The sequence below is a fragment of the Photobacterium ganghwense genome, assembly GCF_003025595.1.
Classification (GTDB): domain Bacteria; phylum Pseudomonadota; class Gammaproteobacteria; order Enterobacterales; family Vibrionaceae; genus Photobacterium; species Photobacterium ganghwense.
This window is the reverse complement of sequence record NZ_PYMI01000003.1, coordinates 471,424-489,594: the sequence shown is the minus strand read 5'-3', so window position 1 is coordinate 489,594 and position 18,171 is coordinate 471,424. Positions and strand designations below refer to the sequence as shown.

At 49.4% G+C, this 18,171-nt stretch carries 18 protein-coding genes and 1 pseudogene; 9 read left to right on the top strand and 10 right to left on the bottom strand.

Translation table 11 applies throughout. From position 1 onward, the window contains the following. Positions 1-137: 137 nt before the first annotated feature. Positions 138-1,568, top strand: coding sequence for an ammonia-forming nitrite reductase cytochrome c552 subunit (gene nrfA, locus C9I92_RS12680; protein WP_047883466.1), 1,431 nt, complete (start codon positions 138-140; stop codon positions 1,566-1,568). A 79-nt stretch (positions 1,569-1,647) separates the two neighbouring features. Here the strand turns inward: nrfA and C9I92_RS12675 are convergent, their stop codons facing one another. Further along, on the bottom strand, positions 1,648-2,091 hold the full coding sequence (locus C9I92_RS12675; protein WP_047883465.1) for a hypothetical protein: 444 nt from the start codon (positions 2,089-2,091) through the stop codon (positions 1,648-1,650). Then, positions 2,078-3,076, bottom strand: a complete 999-nt coding sequence (locus tag C9I92_RS12670; RefSeq protein WP_084712431.1) for a winged helix-turn-helix domain-containing protein — start codon at positions 3,074-3,076, stop codon at positions 2,078-2,080. The genes C9I92_RS12675 and C9I92_RS12670 overlap by 14 nt, the downstream gene beginning before the upstream one ends. A 722-nt stretch (positions 3,077-3,798) precedes the next feature. Between C9I92_RS12670 and C9I92_RS12665 the strand changes: the two genes are divergently transcribed. From C9I92_RS12665 to C9I92_RS12645, 5 genes are all read left to right on the top strand, one after another. Beyond that, positions 3,799-4,776: an OmpA family protein gene (locus C9I92_RS12665; RefSeq protein ID WP_047883464.1), complete on the top strand. Its 978-nt coding sequence runs from the start codon at positions 3,799-3,801 to the stop codon at positions 4,774-4,776. 161 nt (positions 4,777-4,937) lie between these two features. Further along, positions 4,938-5,339: an META domain-containing protein gene (locus C9I92_RS12660; protein WP_047883463.1), complete on the top strand. Its 402-nt coding sequence runs from the start codon at positions 4,938-4,940 to the stop codon at positions 5,337-5,339. A gap of 281 nt (positions 5,340-5,620) precedes the next feature. Further along, complete coding sequence (gene rhlP / locus C9I92_RS12655; RefSeq protein WP_107193859.1) at positions 5,621-6,460, top strand: rhombotarget lipoprotein; 840 nt, start codon at positions 5,621-5,623, stop codon at positions 6,458-6,460. Between the two features lie 10 nt (positions 6,461-6,470). Next, a complete protein-coding gene (locus C9I92_RS12650) occupies positions 6,471-6,812 on the top strand; it encodes a 5-carboxymethyl-2-hydroxymuconate Delta-isomerase (protein ID WP_047883461.1) in 342 nt (113 codons plus the stop codon). A gap of 136 nt (positions 6,813-6,948) precedes the next feature. Beyond that, on the top strand, positions 6,949-7,599 hold the full coding sequence (locus C9I92_RS12645) for a carbohydrate binding domain-containing protein (protein WP_053061703.1): 651 nt from the start codon (positions 6,949-6,951) through the stop codon (positions 7,597-7,599). Between the two features lie 13 nt (positions 7,600-7,612). On the opposite strand, the gene C9I92_RS12640 is transcribed toward C9I92_RS12645, so the two are convergent. The 3 genes from C9I92_RS12640 to amrS all read right to left on the bottom strand — a co-directional run bounded on the left by C9I92_RS12640 (position 7,613) and on the right by amrS (position 10,166). Then, a complete protein-coding gene (locus C9I92_RS12640) occupies positions 7,613-8,305 on the bottom strand; it encodes a TPR domain-containing protein (RefSeq protein ID WP_053061702.1) in 693 nt (230 codons plus the stop codon). 337 nt (positions 8,306-8,642) lie between these two features. Then, on the bottom strand, positions 8,643-8,951 hold the full coding sequence (locus tag C9I92_RS12635; protein WP_047883460.1) for a glutaredoxin domain-containing protein: 309 nt from the start codon (positions 8,949-8,951) through the stop codon (positions 8,643-8,645). Between the two features lie 135 nt (positions 8,952-9,086). Next, positions 9,087-10,166: an AmmeMemoRadiSam system radical SAM enzyme gene (amrS, locus tag C9I92_RS12630; protein ID WP_047883626.1), complete on the bottom strand. Its 1,080-nt coding sequence runs from the start codon at positions 10,164-10,166 to the stop codon at positions 9,087-9,089. 143 nt (positions 10,167-10,309) lie between these two features. On the opposite strand from amrS, the gene amrB reads away from it, so the two are divergent. After that, a complete protein-coding gene (gene amrB / locus C9I92_RS12625; RefSeq protein WP_047883459.1) occupies positions 10,310-11,116 on the top strand; it encodes an AmmeMemoRadiSam system protein B in 807 nt (268 codons plus the stop codon). Next, positions 11,085-11,684, top strand: a complete 600-nt coding sequence (gene amrA / locus C9I92_RS12620; protein ID WP_047883458.1) for an AmmeMemoRadiSam system protein A — start codon at positions 11,085-11,087, stop codon at positions 11,682-11,684. Before amrB ends, amrA begins: the two co-directional genes overlap by 32 nt. A 220-nt stretch (positions 11,685-11,904) precedes the next feature. Here amrA and C9I92_RS12615 read toward each other — a convergent pair. The 5 genes and pseudogenes from C9I92_RS12615 to C9I92_RS12595 all read right to left on the bottom strand — a co-directional run. Beyond that, positions 11,905-13,071, bottom strand: a pseudogene (locus tag C9I92_RS12615) (DUF3541 domain-containing protein); the annotation flags it as partial. A 171-nt stretch (positions 13,072-13,242) separates the two neighbouring features. Beyond that, entirely contained in the window at positions 13,243-13,950 is a 708-nt protein-coding gene (locus tag C9I92_RS12610) for an alpha-ketoglutarate-dependent dioxygenase AlkB family protein (RefSeq protein ID WP_084712430.1), read from the bottom strand. A 197-nt stretch (positions 13,951-14,147) separates the two neighbouring features. Next, complete coding sequence (prpC, locus tag C9I92_RS12605) at positions 14,148-15,326, bottom strand: bifunctional 2-methylcitrate synthase/citrate synthase (protein WP_047883457.1); 1,179 nt, start codon at positions 15,324-15,326, stop codon at positions 14,148-14,150. 79 nt (positions 15,327-15,405) lie between these two features. Beyond that, positions 15,406-16,485, bottom strand: coding sequence for an endonuclease/exonuclease/phosphatase family protein (locus C9I92_RS12600; RefSeq protein ID WP_047883623.1), 1,080 nt, complete (start codon positions 16,483-16,485; stop codon positions 15,406-15,408). A 246-nt stretch (positions 16,486-16,731) separates the two neighbouring features. Beyond that, complete coding sequence (locus C9I92_RS12595; RefSeq protein WP_047883456.1) at positions 16,732-17,217, bottom strand: hypothetical protein; 486 nt, start codon at positions 17,215-17,217, stop codon at positions 16,732-16,734. A gap of 325 nt (positions 17,218-17,542) precedes the next feature. On the opposite strand from C9I92_RS12595, the gene mobB reads away from it, so the two are divergent. Further along, positions 17,543-18,082 (top strand): molybdopterin-guanine dinucleotide biosynthesis protein B, encoded by a 540-nt coding sequence (gene mobB / locus C9I92_RS12590; protein ID WP_047883455.1) that lies wholly within the window; start codon positions 17,543-17,545, stop codon positions 18,080-18,082. Positions 18,083-18,171 lie beyond the last annotated feature (89 nt).

Sequence of the window (18,171 nt, the reverse complement as noted above, 5' to 3'; positions counted from 1 at the left end):
AAAACAATAACGCTTCGTCTTTTTCATTTATCCCAAACAAATTTCAGTATTCTTCGAGTGACTCCGGTTTTCTGCCTCAAATCCGCCATCCTCACAACGCTTGGCCTATAACGAATCAGAATAATGGAGTAGCAATCGTGAGCAATTACTGGACACATAAGGCAGTCGCAATATCGGCGCTTTTGTCTGCCCTGTTCCTCTCAGCCGGCGCCACCGCAGACACCACTGACAAGGAGCGGATTGAAAGCAGAAACGAGACATTTGCCACCGCCCACCCCAATCAATATAAAACCTGGGCGGCAACCCAAGACAGCGAGCAAATAGAAGATGCCCTGGCAGAAGATCCAAATATGGTGATTCTCTGGGCAGGATACGGTTTTGCTAAAGACTATAACAAAGCCCGCGGCCACTATTATGCAGTGGACGATGTCCGCCAGACCTTGCGCACCGGCGGTCCCAAAGATGCTGATTCCGGCCCTATGCCGATGGCATGCTGGAGTTGTAAAAGCCCGGATGTGGCTCGCCTGATCGATGAACGCGGAGAAGACGGTTATTTTGCTGGCAAATGGGCGCGGCTGGGAGCAGAAATCAACAACCCGATCGGCTGCTCTGACTGCCATAACACCGGTAGCGACGATTTCAAACAAGGGAAACCCGCTCTGGCTTTGTCACGTCCTTATGCGGAACGTGCCATGGAAAGCATCAATATGAAGTTTGAAGATCAGTCCCGATTGGGTCAGCAGGCTCAAGTATGTGGTCAGTGCCACGTGGAATACTACTTTACTGGCCCGAATAAATCGGTGAAATTCCCTTGGGACAAAGGCACGACGGTTGATGAGATGGAGAGCTACTACGATGCCATCAATTTCAATGACTGGGTACACGGCGTCTCGAAAGCCCCTATGCTGAAAGCTCAACACCCCGGGTATGAAACCTGGCGAGAAGGTATTCACGGCAAAAACAACGTCACCTGTATTGACTGCCATATGCCGAAAGTACAAAACGAAGAAGGCGTGGTTTATACCGATCATAAAGTCGGCAATCCGTTTGATCGCTTTGAAGATACCTGTGCAAATTGTCATACCCAGGATAAAGCCGCGCTGAAAGCCATTGTTGCCAGTCGCAAAGCCCAGGTACAAGAAATGAAATTACGGGCTGAAAAACAGATAGTCGCGGCTCACTTCGAAGCTAAAGCAGCATGGGATGCCGGAGCCACAGAAGCTGATATGCAACCAATTCTGATGGATATTCGTCATGCTCAGTGGCGTTGGGATTATGCAATTGCGTCTCATGGCGTTCATATGCATGCACCGGAAGTCGCGCTGCGAGTTCTTGGGACTGCCATAGATAAAGCCAGCGATGCCCGAACCAAAGTGGTTCGCCTGCTTGCAACCAAAGGAATCACAGACGAAATACAGCTACCGGACATCTCCACCAAACTCAAAGCGCAGCAAGCGCTGGGGATGGACATGGAAAAACTCAATGCTGAAAAAGACGACTTCCTGAAAACGGTGATCCCGGAATGGGATAAACAAGCCGAGGCGAGAGAAGCCAGTTACAGCAACTAAACCCACCCCGCCCCGGCACCTCGCCGGGGCTGATCAAACCACTCACCGGCAATCTTTCTCCAGCAACCTTTCTCCAGCATTATCGCAGCGATTTATCGTCACTAAATGCCAGTCTGCCCTGATAAGGTACGATCATTAACCGACTTTTGGGGTGTTCGTTGTACACATACATGCTGGTCGGTGAGATGCGTTTCATCGCAGTTTGTCGCCAGAATTGCTGATTATTCAGGTTCAGACTCTCAATCGACGCTTCCGTGATCACTTTGGTATTGTCCTGATGCGACGTCACCAACAAAACCGAATTACCGAAAGCATACATAAAAATGCCTTTCAGCACGGTATAGCCATTGTCTTTATGGGGATCAGGATAATCAATGAGCACATACTGGCCCGCTTTACAGCTACCAAATTTCTTGTGACTCGGCGTTTCGATACTAAAGCTGAAATTGCATCCCAGCCCATTAATAACCGGGTACATCAGCAGTAGCAACAGAGGAAGAATCAGAAACTTAGCCTTCTTCATGAACTCGACCTGTTACATCAATATACATACGCCCGTTAGATGCCGATTCAGGCATATCATTCAGTCGTAGCAGCTCGATATTGCCGCAAATCTGTTTACCATCGACAGAAATACAAGGGGGTGACTGCCAGCTGGACATCCAGAGAGTCACCCACAGCAACATGATGGCCGCGCACAGCAACAATCCAAACTTTCTGAAAGACTCACGTTTGACTTTTGGCACACTCATCCGCATTGGCATGGCAAAGCCTGAAGCATGGGATTGCTCCTTAGGTGCATGTTTCTGATGAGAAAGCTTCTGATTATGTTCGCCCTGCGACAGGCCATCGCCCAGCTTCGCTTTCCTCATCTCCGCACAAGGATCGCTGTCATTCACCAATACGCTTTTCGCAGCAATACCCTTAGCCGTACTATTTTTCGGGACAATGGCGCTATCTGGAGTTGTTATATCTGAAACAGCTGAATTTAACACAGCGTCATTCGCACCAGCGTTATCTTCATCAGTAAGTGTTACCGTCGGAGAATCCGCCACCACTGAAACACCAACCGCGACAGATTGAGTTGCGGAAGCAGTATGAGTATCGCCGTTATTCCATACCGCATCCGACGCGTGCTGTTCCTCGGTCTGAGCCAAGAGAGGCTCCTCTTCAGACGAATCAGCCATCGATTCATCTAACTTGTGTTTGGTAAAGGTGTCTTCAGCAATCGTAAAGCCAGTACCTTTTATAGTAATGATGATGTCTGACTTATTCTTAAACGCTTTACGCAAGTTAGCGATTGCAACATTCAGTGAATTTGGCACAACAACTTTCTCCGGCCACCCGATTTCCAGCAATGTTTCTCGGCTGATGACATCACCGCTGTTTTCAATCAGGTACTGGAGGATACGCGTTTCACTGGCGCTTAACTTCGTTGTGTTTTCAGGTGTGACATAGGCACTCTTCTGAGGCTCGAAAATATCATTCTTATGTTTATAGACGTTCATTTGAATGCCACCTTTGACGTTGAGCCGCTTTGTTGAGACTGATTGCGGCACTTTTTTGGCGCTTTCTATCCGGCAAAAGGGATAAATTTACGCTATGCATCGGCTTTTGCCGATTTTACATGCAACCCCCGCAATAAAAAACACCATTTTTATTATTATGAATGCTACTGTTTGAGTATCTTACCATGAAGCGGTAGGCAAGTTTATGCCACTTTATACTTAAACAATACCTTGCCAGCTCAACCGGTTAAAAAACGTGCCAACCACTTTTATTATGTTTCACAGTGGTAATAATTTTGACGCCATTTTTCTTATCTTGAGCTTTTTAGCCACCTTTCCCCACTGGCATAAATCCAGCTTAAAACTCATCAAACGCCTCCAATAAAACACACAAACCAATGTTTAATAACGTTTTTTATGTTTTTTTATACTGAGAAACCAGGGTTTTATTTATACACCAAGCCTAGCTTTCCCTACGACTTGTGATTTATATCACTTTTTATAGAAATTTTTAAGATCAATGCAGCGTCATAAAATTGACCCTCACATAAAAAATCTTAAATTTATTGAACATCATTTTTTATTAGTTGTCCGTTCACAAAAACCAACACACAATGTGCCTCGTTCCTTGACACAAACCACTTAGCGGCAACACAGAAAAACAATCAGTCGCCGCGCAAAAGAAAGTGGTCAATTAGGTAAGTTAAGCATTGGAGTTTATGATGAAATTGAAGTCTCTATCTCTATCAGTTCTGGCTGCACTGTCTCTGGGCGTTGCAACTTCTGCAATGGCTGATGAAGCAAATACACAATCTATCGACAAATCAGGTTGGTGGATCGGTGCTGGCGTTGGTATGGGCATCGTGGACAGCGGCGACGTTGTACCTGGTTCTCAAAGCGAAGGCGTGAGCACTAAGCTAGAAGCTGGTTACGACTTCAACAAAAACGTAGGTCTGTACGGTAGCTACGACTACATGCACGACCTGGGTGAAGCAGACCTGCACATGGGTACTCTGGGTGTTAAAGGTAACTACTACTTCACTGAGAACCTGTCTGTATTCGGTAAGCTGGGTGCAACTTACATCTTTGCTGATGAGAAAAGCGCTGGCGACCAAATCCGTGACCTGAAAACTGACAGCTTCAGCGGCACCATCGGTGCAGGTCTTGAGTACCAGCTGACTAACGCTGTTTCTACTAAGATCGGTTACGACTACTACCAGAACCTGGAAATCACAGACGGTAAAGACACTGATCTGCACCAAGTTTACTGGGGTATGACTTACAAGTTCGGTCAACCAGCAACTCCAAAAGTAATCACTGAGCAAGTTGAAGTGGTTAAAGAAGTTGCAGTTGCAACTGAAGTACCTGTAGCGACTCGTTCTTCTTACGTACTGCCTTACCAAACTGGTCAGGTTAAACTGAACGACTACGGCCGTTTCAACCTGAACGAAGTTGCTTCTACTATGCGTGCGAACCCAGAGCTGACTGCTGACATCGTTGGCCGTACTGACTCAACTGGTTCTCAAGCAGTGAACGACAAAGTATCTAAAGCACGTGCTGAAGCTGTAGCTCAGTACTTGGTGGACAACGGTGTTGAAGCTTCTCGTCTGAACGTATCAGCAGTAGCTAACACTAACCCACTGACAGACGCTGAAGGTAAATCTCTGATCGAGCGTTCTGTACAAATCGTTCTGAAATAAGATTCATCAGAATTGATCGGCTCAACAAGAGCTTAGTTTTAAAAATGCCGGCAACTGCCGGCATTTTTTTTCGATACTTCCTTGATTAGTTGCGCTTTATCCCCTCTTTCGGAGCAAAGGCGAATAACCAAGATGGTATTGGGAGAACAATATTGAAAACGATGAAAAGTGGCTTCCTTATCCTGTTGCTGCTTGTCCTGACAGGTTGTTTCACAAATCAGCAGATCGCTGATCAACCCGCGCCATATCAAGGGGACTGGACATTGATGGATGCTGTCCATATTCCGGGAATTACGATGCGTGATGCAAGCATTCACATTGCAACGGATATGAGTATCAGTGGTTTCACCGGTTGTCACCTGTTTACAGGTAACCTCAATAAGCCAGAGGCCCTGACGGTACCCATGCAACATGACCTGATGTGCCTGCCGGAGATTGAACAACAGGAAGCTTCCATTTTATCGGTACTCAGCCAGCCTACACGAATCAAAGTGGTTGACGACACACTGATTATCAAAGCCAGCGATCAACAACTGATTTTCGAAAAAGCCGATATATCCTGATACAGCCAGCGCTCAAATCCGGGCGCTGCTACACCACAATACCTTCCGCTCTGCGCTCAAAAACGACTGAGCCTGACCACTTTACGCACAACCCAATATACAAACCAGCTCATAGCCTTTTATAATGGCGGTTTGTGTCTCGCAGGTGTATGTCTGCAAAGAAATCGAACGGCTTATGCTGTACGCTTGTTTCCGTTTCTTTCTTGTTAGCTGCTTTTTTTACTCGTTCATTAGTCAGAGCACGGCATAAATACCTGATATTTACCAAATGGAGCTTGGTGATGTTTAGAGTCTGCCTTATTGGCATCAGTTTGCTTTTTCTTACCTCGTGCAGTCTGCTTTTAAGCGATGTCGATCGTGAACAAACCGTCTCCAGCAGCCTGGTGGACTTCCTCTATCCGAATACACAAGATAAAACCGTGATTCAGCCTACTATCCCAACGCTTCATTTGCCGGTGAATGTGGGGATTGCATTTGTCCCTTCAGCTAATCGCCATCAGACCGGGATTCACCCCGCAACGCAAACAGAGCTGTTAAGCAAGGTAAAAGCCGCTTTTGGCGATTACGATTTCATCAACCGGATTGAAATTATCCCTGAGACCTATCTGAAGCGCGGAAAAGGGTTTGATGCCCTTGCTCAGGTTTCGCGCCTGTATAATGTCGACATTATGGCGCTGGTGTCTTATGACCAGCTGGCTCAGTCTTCAGAAAACAACGCTGCCCTGCTCTACTGGACCATCGTGGGGATGTATGTGATTCCGGGTAACAGCAATCTTATCCAGACTTTTGTTGATACCGCCGTGTTTGACATTAACAGCCGCTCGCTGCTGTTCAGAGCTCCTGGTGTCAGCAAACTGGAAAATCGGTCGACAGCTGTCGGCGTTACCTCTTCACTGTCAGAGCAATCGCTCAAAGGCTTTGAGTTGGCGGTTGCCGATATGACAACAAACCTCAACAATGAGTTGTCACACTTCAAAACCCGGGTAAAAGAAGAAAAAATTGCCAATATTTCCCATCGGGACGGATACAGCGGCGGCGCATGGCCAATTTGGGCACTTTGCCTGTTGAGCGCTATCGCCTTTTGCAAACGTGAAACCAGAAAGTCAGTTAACTCAAAATAAGGATAGAATTTTGCCACACTGCATTATTGAATATTCCAAAGAACTGGAAAAGAAAGTCAGCCCGCAAACACTGATCAATCATGTGTATCAAGGAGCCCTGGCCTCGGACTTGTTTGAAGGCCCCGATATCAAAACCCGTACCCTCGCTTATGAACATCATCAGACTGGTGATGAAAGACTGGACTTCATCCATGTATCGGTGCGTATTCTGTCAGGCCGCACCGACGTGCAGAAACAAGCTTTGTCTCACTCAGTGCTGTCCCAGCTTCAATCCTTATCACTGCAGTCTGTCTCTCTGACAGTCGAAATACTGGATATCGATCGCAGCAGCTACGCCAAACATGTCGCCTAACCTTGGGCACATGCAGACGGATGACAGATAGCGCCCATAACGGGCGCTATTTTTTTCACTTTTTTTGTATTTTTTTGTCTTGTCGACAACAATTAATCAATCTGATTCATATTATCCTAATTACAAGGAGGTTGAAATGAATACCCCTCGCTTTTATAAACGTCTGAATCGGTTCTGGGCAGCAGTGTCGCTGCTGATTCTCACTGGTTTACTCACTCACCCCGCCCAAGCTAACCTTTTGATCAATGGAGGATTCGAGGATCTCGATGTTGCGGACGGATCCTGGCAAATCTTTTCTTCCGGCACACCCGGATTAGCCTGGCAAGGGGGCAACGTTGAAATCTGGGATTCAGTATTTGGTTTTGAAGCCAGCGAAGGAGAGCAATTGGCTGAACTGAATGCGCATCCGGGACAGAGCAGCTATTTCACCCTGTTTCAGTCGTTCAATACAAGGGTAAATCAGCTTTATCAGCTGTCATTCGATTACGCCGCCCGCCACAATGGCCATGAAGCCTTCCAGGTTGACGTCAGCGGCCTGACCAACCGGCTGAGCCGACATATTGATGATCACACGCCGTTTAGCTGGAGTCATTTCAGCGGTACATTCCTGGCTGACAGCGCACTAACAACCTTACGTTTTACCTCAGCCAATCACGGAACGGTTGGCAATTTGCTGGATAACGTCAGTGTCAGGGTGATTCCGGAGCCGGATCTTCTGTTTCCGATGCTGCTGTTCATTCTGGCAGTGATGGTTTATTTGCGCCGTCGCAAGTTATCCGGTTCCTGAATCCTTTGGAGCACTAGCTGTTACTCAGTAACGACTGCGCCCGATGGATAGACTGAATAATCGAGACTCTGTCCAGATCACGGTACTCGGTATCGAGCGCTAACTGCCAGGTGTCGATTGCTTTCTGATACCTGGCTTCCAGAAAATAATCGGAAGCCAACAACAACAAGGCAGACAGATTATCCGGTTCAAGCCTCAGGGCCTGATCCAACCACATCCTCCCCCTTTCCGTAAATCGTTGTTGATGCTGGTAATAATCGGCACTGGCCAATGCGGCATAGAGGTTTGCCTGTGGTGTTCCAGCCAGTCGCTGCGCATAACCAAATACAGTAACGGCATCGCCAAACCGATTATCGGCCATGTAAGCGTTGCCAAGAGCAAACCACAGCTCGCCGTTTTGCTTATCAGCACGCAGCTGATCCTGGATTTGGCTGATTTGCTGCTGATTCCAGTCAGATACTGTGATTGGCGTTTGAGTTACATCTTTTGTATCTCGGGCCTGCCATGTGTGCAAGTCACCAAGGTACAGATATCCGGAGACAGCCAGCCCAGCCATTAGCAATGAAAGTCCGATGGAATGAGGCATGACCCGCCGATGCTGCTGGTAGCTGTGACTGATAATGACTGCCGCCACCAACATAGCCAGCCCGGCTATCGCTGCCATCCCTATCACTGAGTCAGCCAAATATCCCGTCTTTGCCCACATCCCGACACTCCTTTCTGCCATGCACACGATAGCTCAACCCGTTGTTGTCCATCATGTTACCAGAGTGATTTTGGAGGCAAGCGAGAGAATGACGCTTTGTTAATACAGATCAAGCCAACCTGAAAGACGAACACCGGACTGTGATCACAACAACAGGTTCACTCCGTCAGTTGAAGGCGTGATACAGACCACAGCGAAAGTACCATCCGGAACCGGAAACAAAAAAGACAGCGAAATCGCTGCCTTTCAGTTTTAGTAAACGGTTCAGAGTGTAAATCCGCTTACTTAAACGTGACTGTTTAAGCCCAAATAGTTCGTCCAGCTTTTCAGAACTGCATTACAGCTCAAAGTCACCGAATGCGTCTTGCGCTACCTGACGCTCAAGAAACGCAACCAGATCATCGTGGCCACCAATGTACTGACCATCCAGAATAATTTGTGGCACTGTGCGAACAACGTTTCCGGTCGCTTGCTCAATAAAATCAACCATGGTGATTTTAGACAGGTCAGTTCCCAGAACCAGAGTGGTGTACTCAGTGCCACGTGCATCAAGAATCGCTTTCGCCTTCACACAGTATGGGCAGCCTGGCTGAGTAATAACCAGATTTGTGTAGCCCGCAAGCTGTTCCATTGTCATATCAGACATTGTTATTCACTTTCTTATCAGGGTAATAATGGCCGCTAAGATAATCGATGGCCTGCCTGCTGACAAGTCCGTTAAAAAATGCAATCTTCTTCGCTCCAAAAACTGCTCAGACGAGTCGCCGAGCCACTACGCCCACTACGCAATGTGCACAGGGATTCGCCGACGGCCGAACGCGTGGTCTCGCGGGCTGAAGCGACCAGCCAGTTGATAACCGCAATACTGGCAATGCCCGTTATCTGTCAGGTGCTGCTCACCCAGCTGATACCAGTTTCTGACCAGCACATTCCGACCACAACCGGGGCAATAGGTGCTGTCTCCGTCCTGATCAAAAATATTTCCGACATAGGCATAATGCAGACCATTCGCCAAGGCGATTTCACGCGCCCGTTTAACCGTTTCAGGAGGGGTACACGGCTTATCCAGCATTTTAAAATCAGGGTGAAACGCACTGAAGTGAATAGGGACATCCGGCCCCAAGTTGTCGGCAATCCACCGGGTCATTGCGTCAATTTCCTGCGGACTGTCATTCTCATCCGGGATCAGCAACGTGGTGATTTCGAACCAGACCCGGGTTTCATGCCGCAGGTACAAGAGTGTATCCAGCACCGGTGCCAGATGGCCGCTGCAAATCTTATGGTAGAAGTGTTCAGTGAACGCTTTGAGGTCAATGTTGGCAGCGTCCATCTCTGCATAGAATGCCTGTCGGGGCGAATCGCACATATACCCGGCGCTGACCGCAACACTGTGAATCCCCACGGCGTGACAGGCTTTGGCTGCGTCAACGGCATATTCCATAAAAATAACCGGATCATTATAGGTAAAGGCAATACTGTCACAGCCATAACGCAACGCTGTCTGCGCCAGTTGTTCCGGCATCGCCGCGCTACCAAGAGTGTCGATTTCGCGTGACTTGCTGATACTCCAGTTCTGGCAGAACTTACACCCCAGATTACACCCTGCCGTCCCGAATGAAAGCACTGAACTGCCGGGATAAAAGTGGTTCAACGGTTTTTTTTCAATGGGATCGATACAAAATCCGCTGGATCGGCCATAGCTGGTCAGCACGATTTCACCATGTCTGGCCTGACGCACAAAGCATGCTCCGCGTTTACCATCACGCAGACGGCAGTGCCGTGGACACACATCACAAACTACCCGCCCGTCATCCAGCCGGTGCCAATATTGCGTCGGGAAATACTCCGGGGGCTGTCTCATCATAATCACCTAAGTGAGTATTTTGTTCCTATACTCAAGTATAAGCCTTGCCCGGCCAGGACAAAGGTTCAAGACCGCGCTAATTACGTTGCCTTCCACACCTTGCTGTCTCCTGACCCTTCGTTATGAAACGGATGCTCATTATGAACGTACGTCCACCAGCTGTTGCCGGCCAGTTTTATTCTCATTCGCCTGACTATCTGGTGAGTCAGTTAAACCGTTGGCTTACCCCCGATGAGCGGAATTCCGCCACGCTTGAACAACAGCCGATTCGTGCTCTTATTGTGCCTCATGCCGGTTATATCTACTCTGGTGAAGTCGCGGCAGGCGCCTATCGTTGTCTGAGGGCGCAGGCAGACAGGATACGCCGGGTGATCCTGATTGGCCCCAGTCACCGCTATTATTTTGAGGGCTGTGCCTTGCCTTCAACCCGCTTTTTCAGCACGCCGTTGGGTCAGATTCCAATTGACATACAAAGTGTTGATAAATTGCGGCAAATAGATGATATTGAGGTATCTGATCAGGTACACGCTCAGGAGCACAGCCTTGAGGTGCAATTGCCTTTTCTGCAGTCATGCCTGCATGACTTTACCCTGTTACCGCTCTTAACCAGTAATGTATCTCCGGCAAAAGTGGCGCGGCTGATTGACCCGCTCTGGCAAGGTGATGACTGTCTGCTTGTTGTCAGCAGTGATCTCAGCCACTTCCATACCTACTCAGCCGCTCAGCGTATCGACAAGCACACCTGTGCACTGATAGAACAATTTGAGCCAACACTTTCCCCGGAACAAGCCTGCGGCTCGACAGGCATTAATACATTGCTCTTACTGGCTAAACAAAGGGGATACCAACTTAAACGTCAAATAATGATTAACTCCGGCGATACCGATGCCGGGGACAAGGAGAGAGTCGTTGGATATGTCAGCTACATTGTGTCAGAACCTCAATAAGGGTGATCTCATTCAGTTACTGGATGTTGCCCGCGAAGCCATTCGCGGCCATTTTGCCGATGAAATTCCCCAGCCCCCACAACTGGATCTGTATGGCCGTAAACTCCTGCAGCCCGGTGCCTGTTTTGTCACCCTGACCGTCAATGGCCAATTGCAGGGGTGCCTTGGCACAATCGCGGCTCGCTCTCCGCTGGTGATGGAAGTGCACAATCAGGCGCGAGCCAGTGCCTATCAGGATCGACGTTTTCTGCCTTTAACCGAAGAACAGCTGGATGATTTGCAGATCGAAGTGTCTGTCCTGTCGTCACCGGAAACGCTGGATGTCAGCTCTGAACAAGAGCTGCTGAATTATCTGAGCCAAAATAAGGTCGGTGTTATTTTATCTGATCAGCATCGCCAGGCACTGTTCCTGCCGCAAGTTTGGGAACAAATAAAAAAGCCTGCCGATTTTCTTCGTCAGCTTAAGCGTAAAGCAGGCTGGAATGATGTGTACTGGTCACCAACGATGTCAGTGAAAACATTCACCGTGAGCAGCATTAAAGGCCACTATCATTTCAGCGGCATTTAATCGCCTGTCAGAAATCAGCAGTGAAATCACCGTCAGTACATCACGACTTCATTTACATGACTCAAAAAACAAGGCCCCGACATTCGGGGCCTTGCTGCTATTCAACTAGCTAAATCCACAGTTTTAACGGTTACTCTGATACACCTGCTTGCGACTTTGCCTTCGGAATAACGACGTTATCCGGCCCGGGAACAACCAATGATGACGGGGCTTGCGCTGTTTTCTTTACGAGACCATAAGGCAGTCCGCTAAACATGTCCGGCTGTTGCTGAATCGTCGGCACCGCTTTGGGTCCACGCCAGTCCAGCAGCATAATCGCCAGTACATTCCGGTGCTCACCATTCTCCAAATCGGTATTGCCGTCCACACCAGGGATCATGCCGACTTTGCGATTGAGTGACTTCTGAATCGCCTGGCGGGTCCGATCAACGATCGGATCATGCTCCAGCCCCGCCAACAAGAAGTTGATTCCCACCTCTGCAATCACATCTTCTTTGGTATCTGCCAGAATGGTCTCGATATTGGCGCGGTAATAGTCGTAAATCCACTGAAAATCAGACTCTTTCACCGGCTTCTGATAGTACTCGGCGGCCGCAAAAATAATATGCGTCAAACCATAGACTTTGTTCATCAACTGCTGGCGAGTCAGCTGATCATCGTTAGCGTCGGGGTAAGTCTCCCGAAACGCAGCAATGAAATCCTCAACCACGTCCTGCTCACCCAGCTGACGCAGCCAGTACACCTGATTGGCCAGCTGCGCAGCCCAGGCACGAATCATCGCCGGATCCGTCGCGTACTGACGGAAGTCATAACGGCGGATAACCTCCCGCAATGTCGGGTCGTTCCGATGTTTCAGACCATATTCATTGGCCCTTGCCATTGAACCTAACAGATCAACACCAAGATAGAGATAATGCGGATGTTTGAGGGTGACTTCATAGCGGATGTCACTGCGCAGATCCGACTTTTTATCGTATCGGTGCAAGCGCTTATCGGTATAAGCTTGAATTTGTTCAGGTGTGGAGACTTCAGTGGCAAAGTAATTCAGACGACTGGCCACGCGCGCCAGATCGGCCCAGATAGCCGCGGCGTATTTTGGATCCTGTGTCTGACGATACATACGCAAGCCATAATGCCCCATCTTGAAGGCGGGCAAAGTATAAAGCTGGCTTTCATAGGTCTGACGAATGAGTGCCGCATCTTGCTGATAACTCAGAAGCTGCGCGCTGGTTACCGCTTTAGGTGGCTCAGTAACCAGAGCGGCATCAGCCCAGCTTTGCGAAGTGGTCAGTGACAGCGAGGAAACAATCAGTACCGAGGCCAGAGTCAGGGCACGCAGGCGGGATCGCTGACCGGGGAACGCCCTTTGCTCATATGTTCGTTGCATAAATCGTTTCATCAATTCTCTCCATGATCATCCGCGTCAATCCATATTCGAACGCTAGCAAAGCATTTTACCGCAAGAGTCAGCACAGGGTAAAAATTGCTTTTACAGCAAAGGGCTGTTTTCAGATTTTGATGAATATTGTGATCCCGCGTTTAACCTAAACCCTGTGAGTCACTGGCGTGCGGTTGTCGGTAACACTGACCGGAAAGTCAGATTGATTCGGGGCTGCTTGGGTTTTCGCGTCTTAGGCACCGTATGCTGCCAATGGGTCTGCAGTTCTCCCGCCATGACCAGCAGCGAGCCGGATGCCAGACTGAACTCCAGTTTTTGTTGCGTTTTCAGGTGACGCAGCACAAACCGGCGGGTTTCTCCCAGACTCACGGACGCGATCACCGGCTCTACGCCCAATTCGGGTTCATTGTCCTGATGCCAGCCCATGTAATCTTCACCGTCCCGGTATTTATTGGCCAGTACCGAGTTAAAGCGAACACCCAGCAATGCCTCCAGCTGGTTGCGAATCGCCAGTAACGCTGGTGTCCAGGGGTGCGGATGCATGGTCAGGCCGGAATAGGTATACACGGCCTCACCGCACCATGCCTGTAGCCTGGGTTGCAGCACCTCACGACCATACATACGAATAGACTGTTGCTGCCAGGGCAGAGTCTGATCCAATTGAAGGTAGAGGTGATGAGCCGTCTCCGGCGTCCAGAAATGCGGGTGCCAGTAGAGTCGACCATCCTGTACAGGTTGCCAACCATAAGGGATACCGGCCAGCCCTGATTCAGAGGCCGTTGAACAAGATGTATCGCCGGTCTGTGATTGGTTTTCGCGGTCTGTATGCGACTCTGAATCCGGCTCAGAAAAAAGAGAATATTGCATAGCTTGTCTGCACAATGTAATTGCCTCAGCGGCTTTCATTTATCATGTTTTTTGTTATGGTTTTATTTGGTTATGGCTTTATTTTGGCCCAGCTCTCGCCAACGTTCACTGACCAAACAGTAACAAGAGCCACGCTTTCAACGATACACCTTTAACTTTAACTTTAACTTGAACGTTAACGCCAAAACGAGCCATGTTCAGTGCCGATCTTCAATGGCTACCCAGTCGCGAGGTGGGGGGCCGATATAGTCCGCACTCGGGCGAATAATGCGGTTGTGAGCACGTTGTTCAAACACATGGGCCGCCCATCCGGTCACCCGGCTCATCACAAAAATTGGCGTAAAGAGTTTGGTCGGTATTTCCATAAAATGGTACGCCGGTGCATGGAAAAAGTCGGCATTACAAAACAGGTTTTTCTCCCGCTTCATCACTTCTTCGACCCGAACAGAAATATCATACAGCACAGGGTCATGGGCATCTTTCGAAAGCTTCTCAGCCCACACTTTAATCAGCGCGTTTCGGGGATCGGCTTCCCGATAAATCGCGTGGCCGAATCCCATGACTTTTTCCTTGTTGGCCAGTTTTTTCAGGATACCTTGTTCCGCTTCATCCGGCGACTGCCATTGCTCAATCATGTCCATCGCCGCTTCGTTTGCCCCACCATGTAGCGGGCCTCGCAGCGTGCCGATGGCAGCGCAGACACAGGAATGAATATCCGACAGTGTTGAAGCGCATACCCGAGCAGCAAACGTGGAGGCGTTAAACTCATGCTCAGCGTACAAAATCAGGGAACAGTTCATGGCTTGCTTGAACATGTCAGAAGGCGGTGTGCCGGTCAGCATATGCAGAAAAAAACCGCCGAGGCTGGACTGGTCGTTGTAAGTTTCAATTCTGACCCCATGATGGCTGTACCGATACCAATAACAGATGATCGCGGGCAGCAACGCCAGCAGGCGATCCGCTTTATCGTGCTCTTCGCTGAAATCGTGTTCCTGTTCCAGATTGCCCAGTACCGAACAACCGGTGCGCATCACATCCATCGGATGAGCCGTAGCCGGTATCGCTTCTAACACTGTTTTCAGCGCCATTGGCAGGCCACGGTACGCGACAAGGGTATTTTTGTATTTGGCCAGCTCCGCACGATTGGGTAACTTGCCTTTCAGCAACAAAAACGCGACTTCTTCAAACTCGGCCTTGGTAGCCAGATCAGAAATATCATATCCGCGGTAAGTCAAACCGGTTCCGGTTTTCCCGACCGTACACAAAGCGGTTGACCCGGCAGTCTGACCGCGCAGCCCTTCCCCTCCTAGCGGCTTTTTGGGATCCAGCTTGTGTGATTCGGCATGCTGAGCAGCTGATTTGCGCGATTGAGGCATGGTCTACTCCCTGTCTCTGGCTCATAGGCTTTTGAAAAGCGTAGGCCAGAACCGGAAATTAAACCATTCTGCGCCGATGTCAGATCTCGCGTCTTTTCAAGGCGATATCCACCCACACTAAACGGTGGTCTGAACCTGCCTGAGGCCGGTCCCGCCCCGTTTCGTCGGTGATCAGCGCCCGTAACGGATCTTTCTTATCGGGCCAGAAAACACCACTTTGCAACACATCCAGAGAGGCCGATGGCAACACATAATCCAGCCGCAGTCCTGACAGATGCGTCCATTCACTGGCACGTCCCTCCCGGGGTTGCCAGGGGCGATAAAAACGCCCGCCAAGGCTTTTAGGCGTCATACGCCCGGACGCCACCGAACGGTGCACCTTTGGATGCAGCAATAACTGACGAATTGCCGATTTCATTCCATCGCCATCCATCATGTCTGCATTCAAATCCCCCATAACCACGAAATCGCTGCCAACCGACAAGCCACCCGCGTTGCCCTGATCGTCACGCAGGAAATCGCTGTTCTCGATGATCGCCCGCATCAGCACCAGCTCGTCATGATTTCGCCGGGCATTACGTTTCTCTTCCCCGTCAAACACCGGCGGGGTCGGATGACAACACAGCAGATGCAGTGCCTGCCCGTGAATTTCCACCGGAATATCCAGGTGATTTTTTGATGACAGCCTTAACGCAGCCTGCGCGGCCTCAGGGTAATAGCCCTTTGGCATAAGGTGGTCTGGAAGATCCTGCCACAGAAACCGTTGCCAGCTTCGGATTTCCCGCATGTTAATGGGATAGCGGGAAAGCAGCACAAAACCAAAGTGCCCGTGATGCTCACCAAACCCCTGAGCATCGTTAGGCAGTGTGATTTCTCCGTCGCCATCAATATCGACATTCATAGCCAGGCCGGTATTAGTGGGCGGCGCGTAGCGATAAGGATAAGTAATCGGGGTCTGTCCATGCTGCGGTACTTCCAGATATTCAGCGCAGAACAGTGCCAGAGCCCCATCATCTCCCCCTTCTCCAGGATGGTCGAACTCGCACAGCAACAGTACATCCGGGCGAACATGCTGAATAATCGCAGCCAGTTTCGTAAAACGGGGCTCATCTTTTTGCTTGAGCCGCTGATGGATTTTTCCCGGCTGGGGATCTGACATTGAAATATTGAAGACTGCAACACGCACAGAAGGCGGCAATGAAGACGTTTGCGAAGAAGACGGAGCTTGAGGCTGCAAAAGTATATCCTGACGATGATAGATTGGGGACGTTTGGTTAAGCACTGCCAGTATATACGGCTGTAAAATCAGTACAATACCGTTTATACGCATTACCGTGAACGTCCCGGACGTTCGTCATTTTCAGACCATAACCAGTTCAGAGAGCAACGTTTCCCGGAAACGTAATTATCTCATCACCTGGCTGATCGCGAGTCGTATCTGTCTGGCGTCCGACTCGGCACGGTGCTTAGCCGGCCCCAACTCAGCCAGCGCCTGCTGAAAGTGCGCCCGTTCAATACCGTTTTCCTGCATCAACCACAGTCCGACTTCTGTCAGAAAAAATGACGGTCGCATATGAGCGGCATGATACAGCCGTCCCAACCAGAACAGGTCCCACTGGCTGTCGCAAAATACACGTTCATATTTACCCAGTACCGCATTCAGATGCATGCAGACTTCACTGACCTGCACCCCTTCAGCGTGCAGCTTTTCCCGTGTAATTTGATGAATTTCCTGCTCTGCGAACTCATCCCAGTGTTGCCAGACATCGCTGGCGGTCAACGGGTTGATTAACAGGCTGTTTCCTGAACCATCCGGCAATGAATAGCCGACTTCGATGGGATAAGACTGATCGGACAGTCCCGACGCTTCAAAATCCAATGTTGCCCACATTGCACTCTCCCTGATGCGTTAGATAGGAACCTGCTGTCAATACCACGACATCCTGTCAAAACAATGGACAGCAGATTTGGTAAGCATTTTTCCGCTGTACCTGTATTTGGTAATAGCAGATGCCTGTGAACTACACAATAACTGTAGCCGGAAACATGACACTCATGGAGAAAATAGCCGGCGCACTCACTATTGATACAAATGGTATGGCAGCAACAGTATGTCATGCCTGACCACTGACAAAACAAACCGCTTGAGGCAGGCTTTTTCTATGCCGCGGCTTTAGTTACACTTTCCAGTCTGGTTCCCTGATTCTATCTGCCCTATGACACCGATTATCGGCTTTGCCGGTTACAGCGGCTCCGGTAAAACAACGCTGCTGGAAAAACTCATTCCCCTTTTAAAACAAAAGGGAATCCGCCTTGGTTTGATCAAACACAGTCATCACACAATTGAACCTGATAAACCGGGTAAAGACAGTTATCGCCTGCGGCATGCCGGCTGTGCTCAGACTTTACTAGCCACGAAAGAACGCCACATGCTGTATTTTGAATATCCGGAGCCGGAACGGGATGAGCCGCAACTGGCAGAATGCGTGGCGCAACTGGATCACAGCCAGTTGGATCTGGTGCTGGTTGAGGGTTTTCGCGACGAGTCCATCGCCAAGATTGAGATTCATCGTCCGGAATATGGCAAACCACTGCTCTATCCGCAGGACCCTTACATTATCGCGTTTGCCTCTGATGCCCCTGCCCCCCAAGGTTGCCACTTACCACAACTGGATCTCAACCAACCTGAGCAAGTGGCCGACTTTATCCTGCAATGGATGTCCGGCTCGGCATCTGAAATAACCGGCAAGAGTTAAGCGATTACCCTGCGTTTGGGCTGTTTTTTGCGTGTTTTAAAGCCGTTATTTTTATTTGTTACTTTTATTCGTCACTTTTTACGGATTAC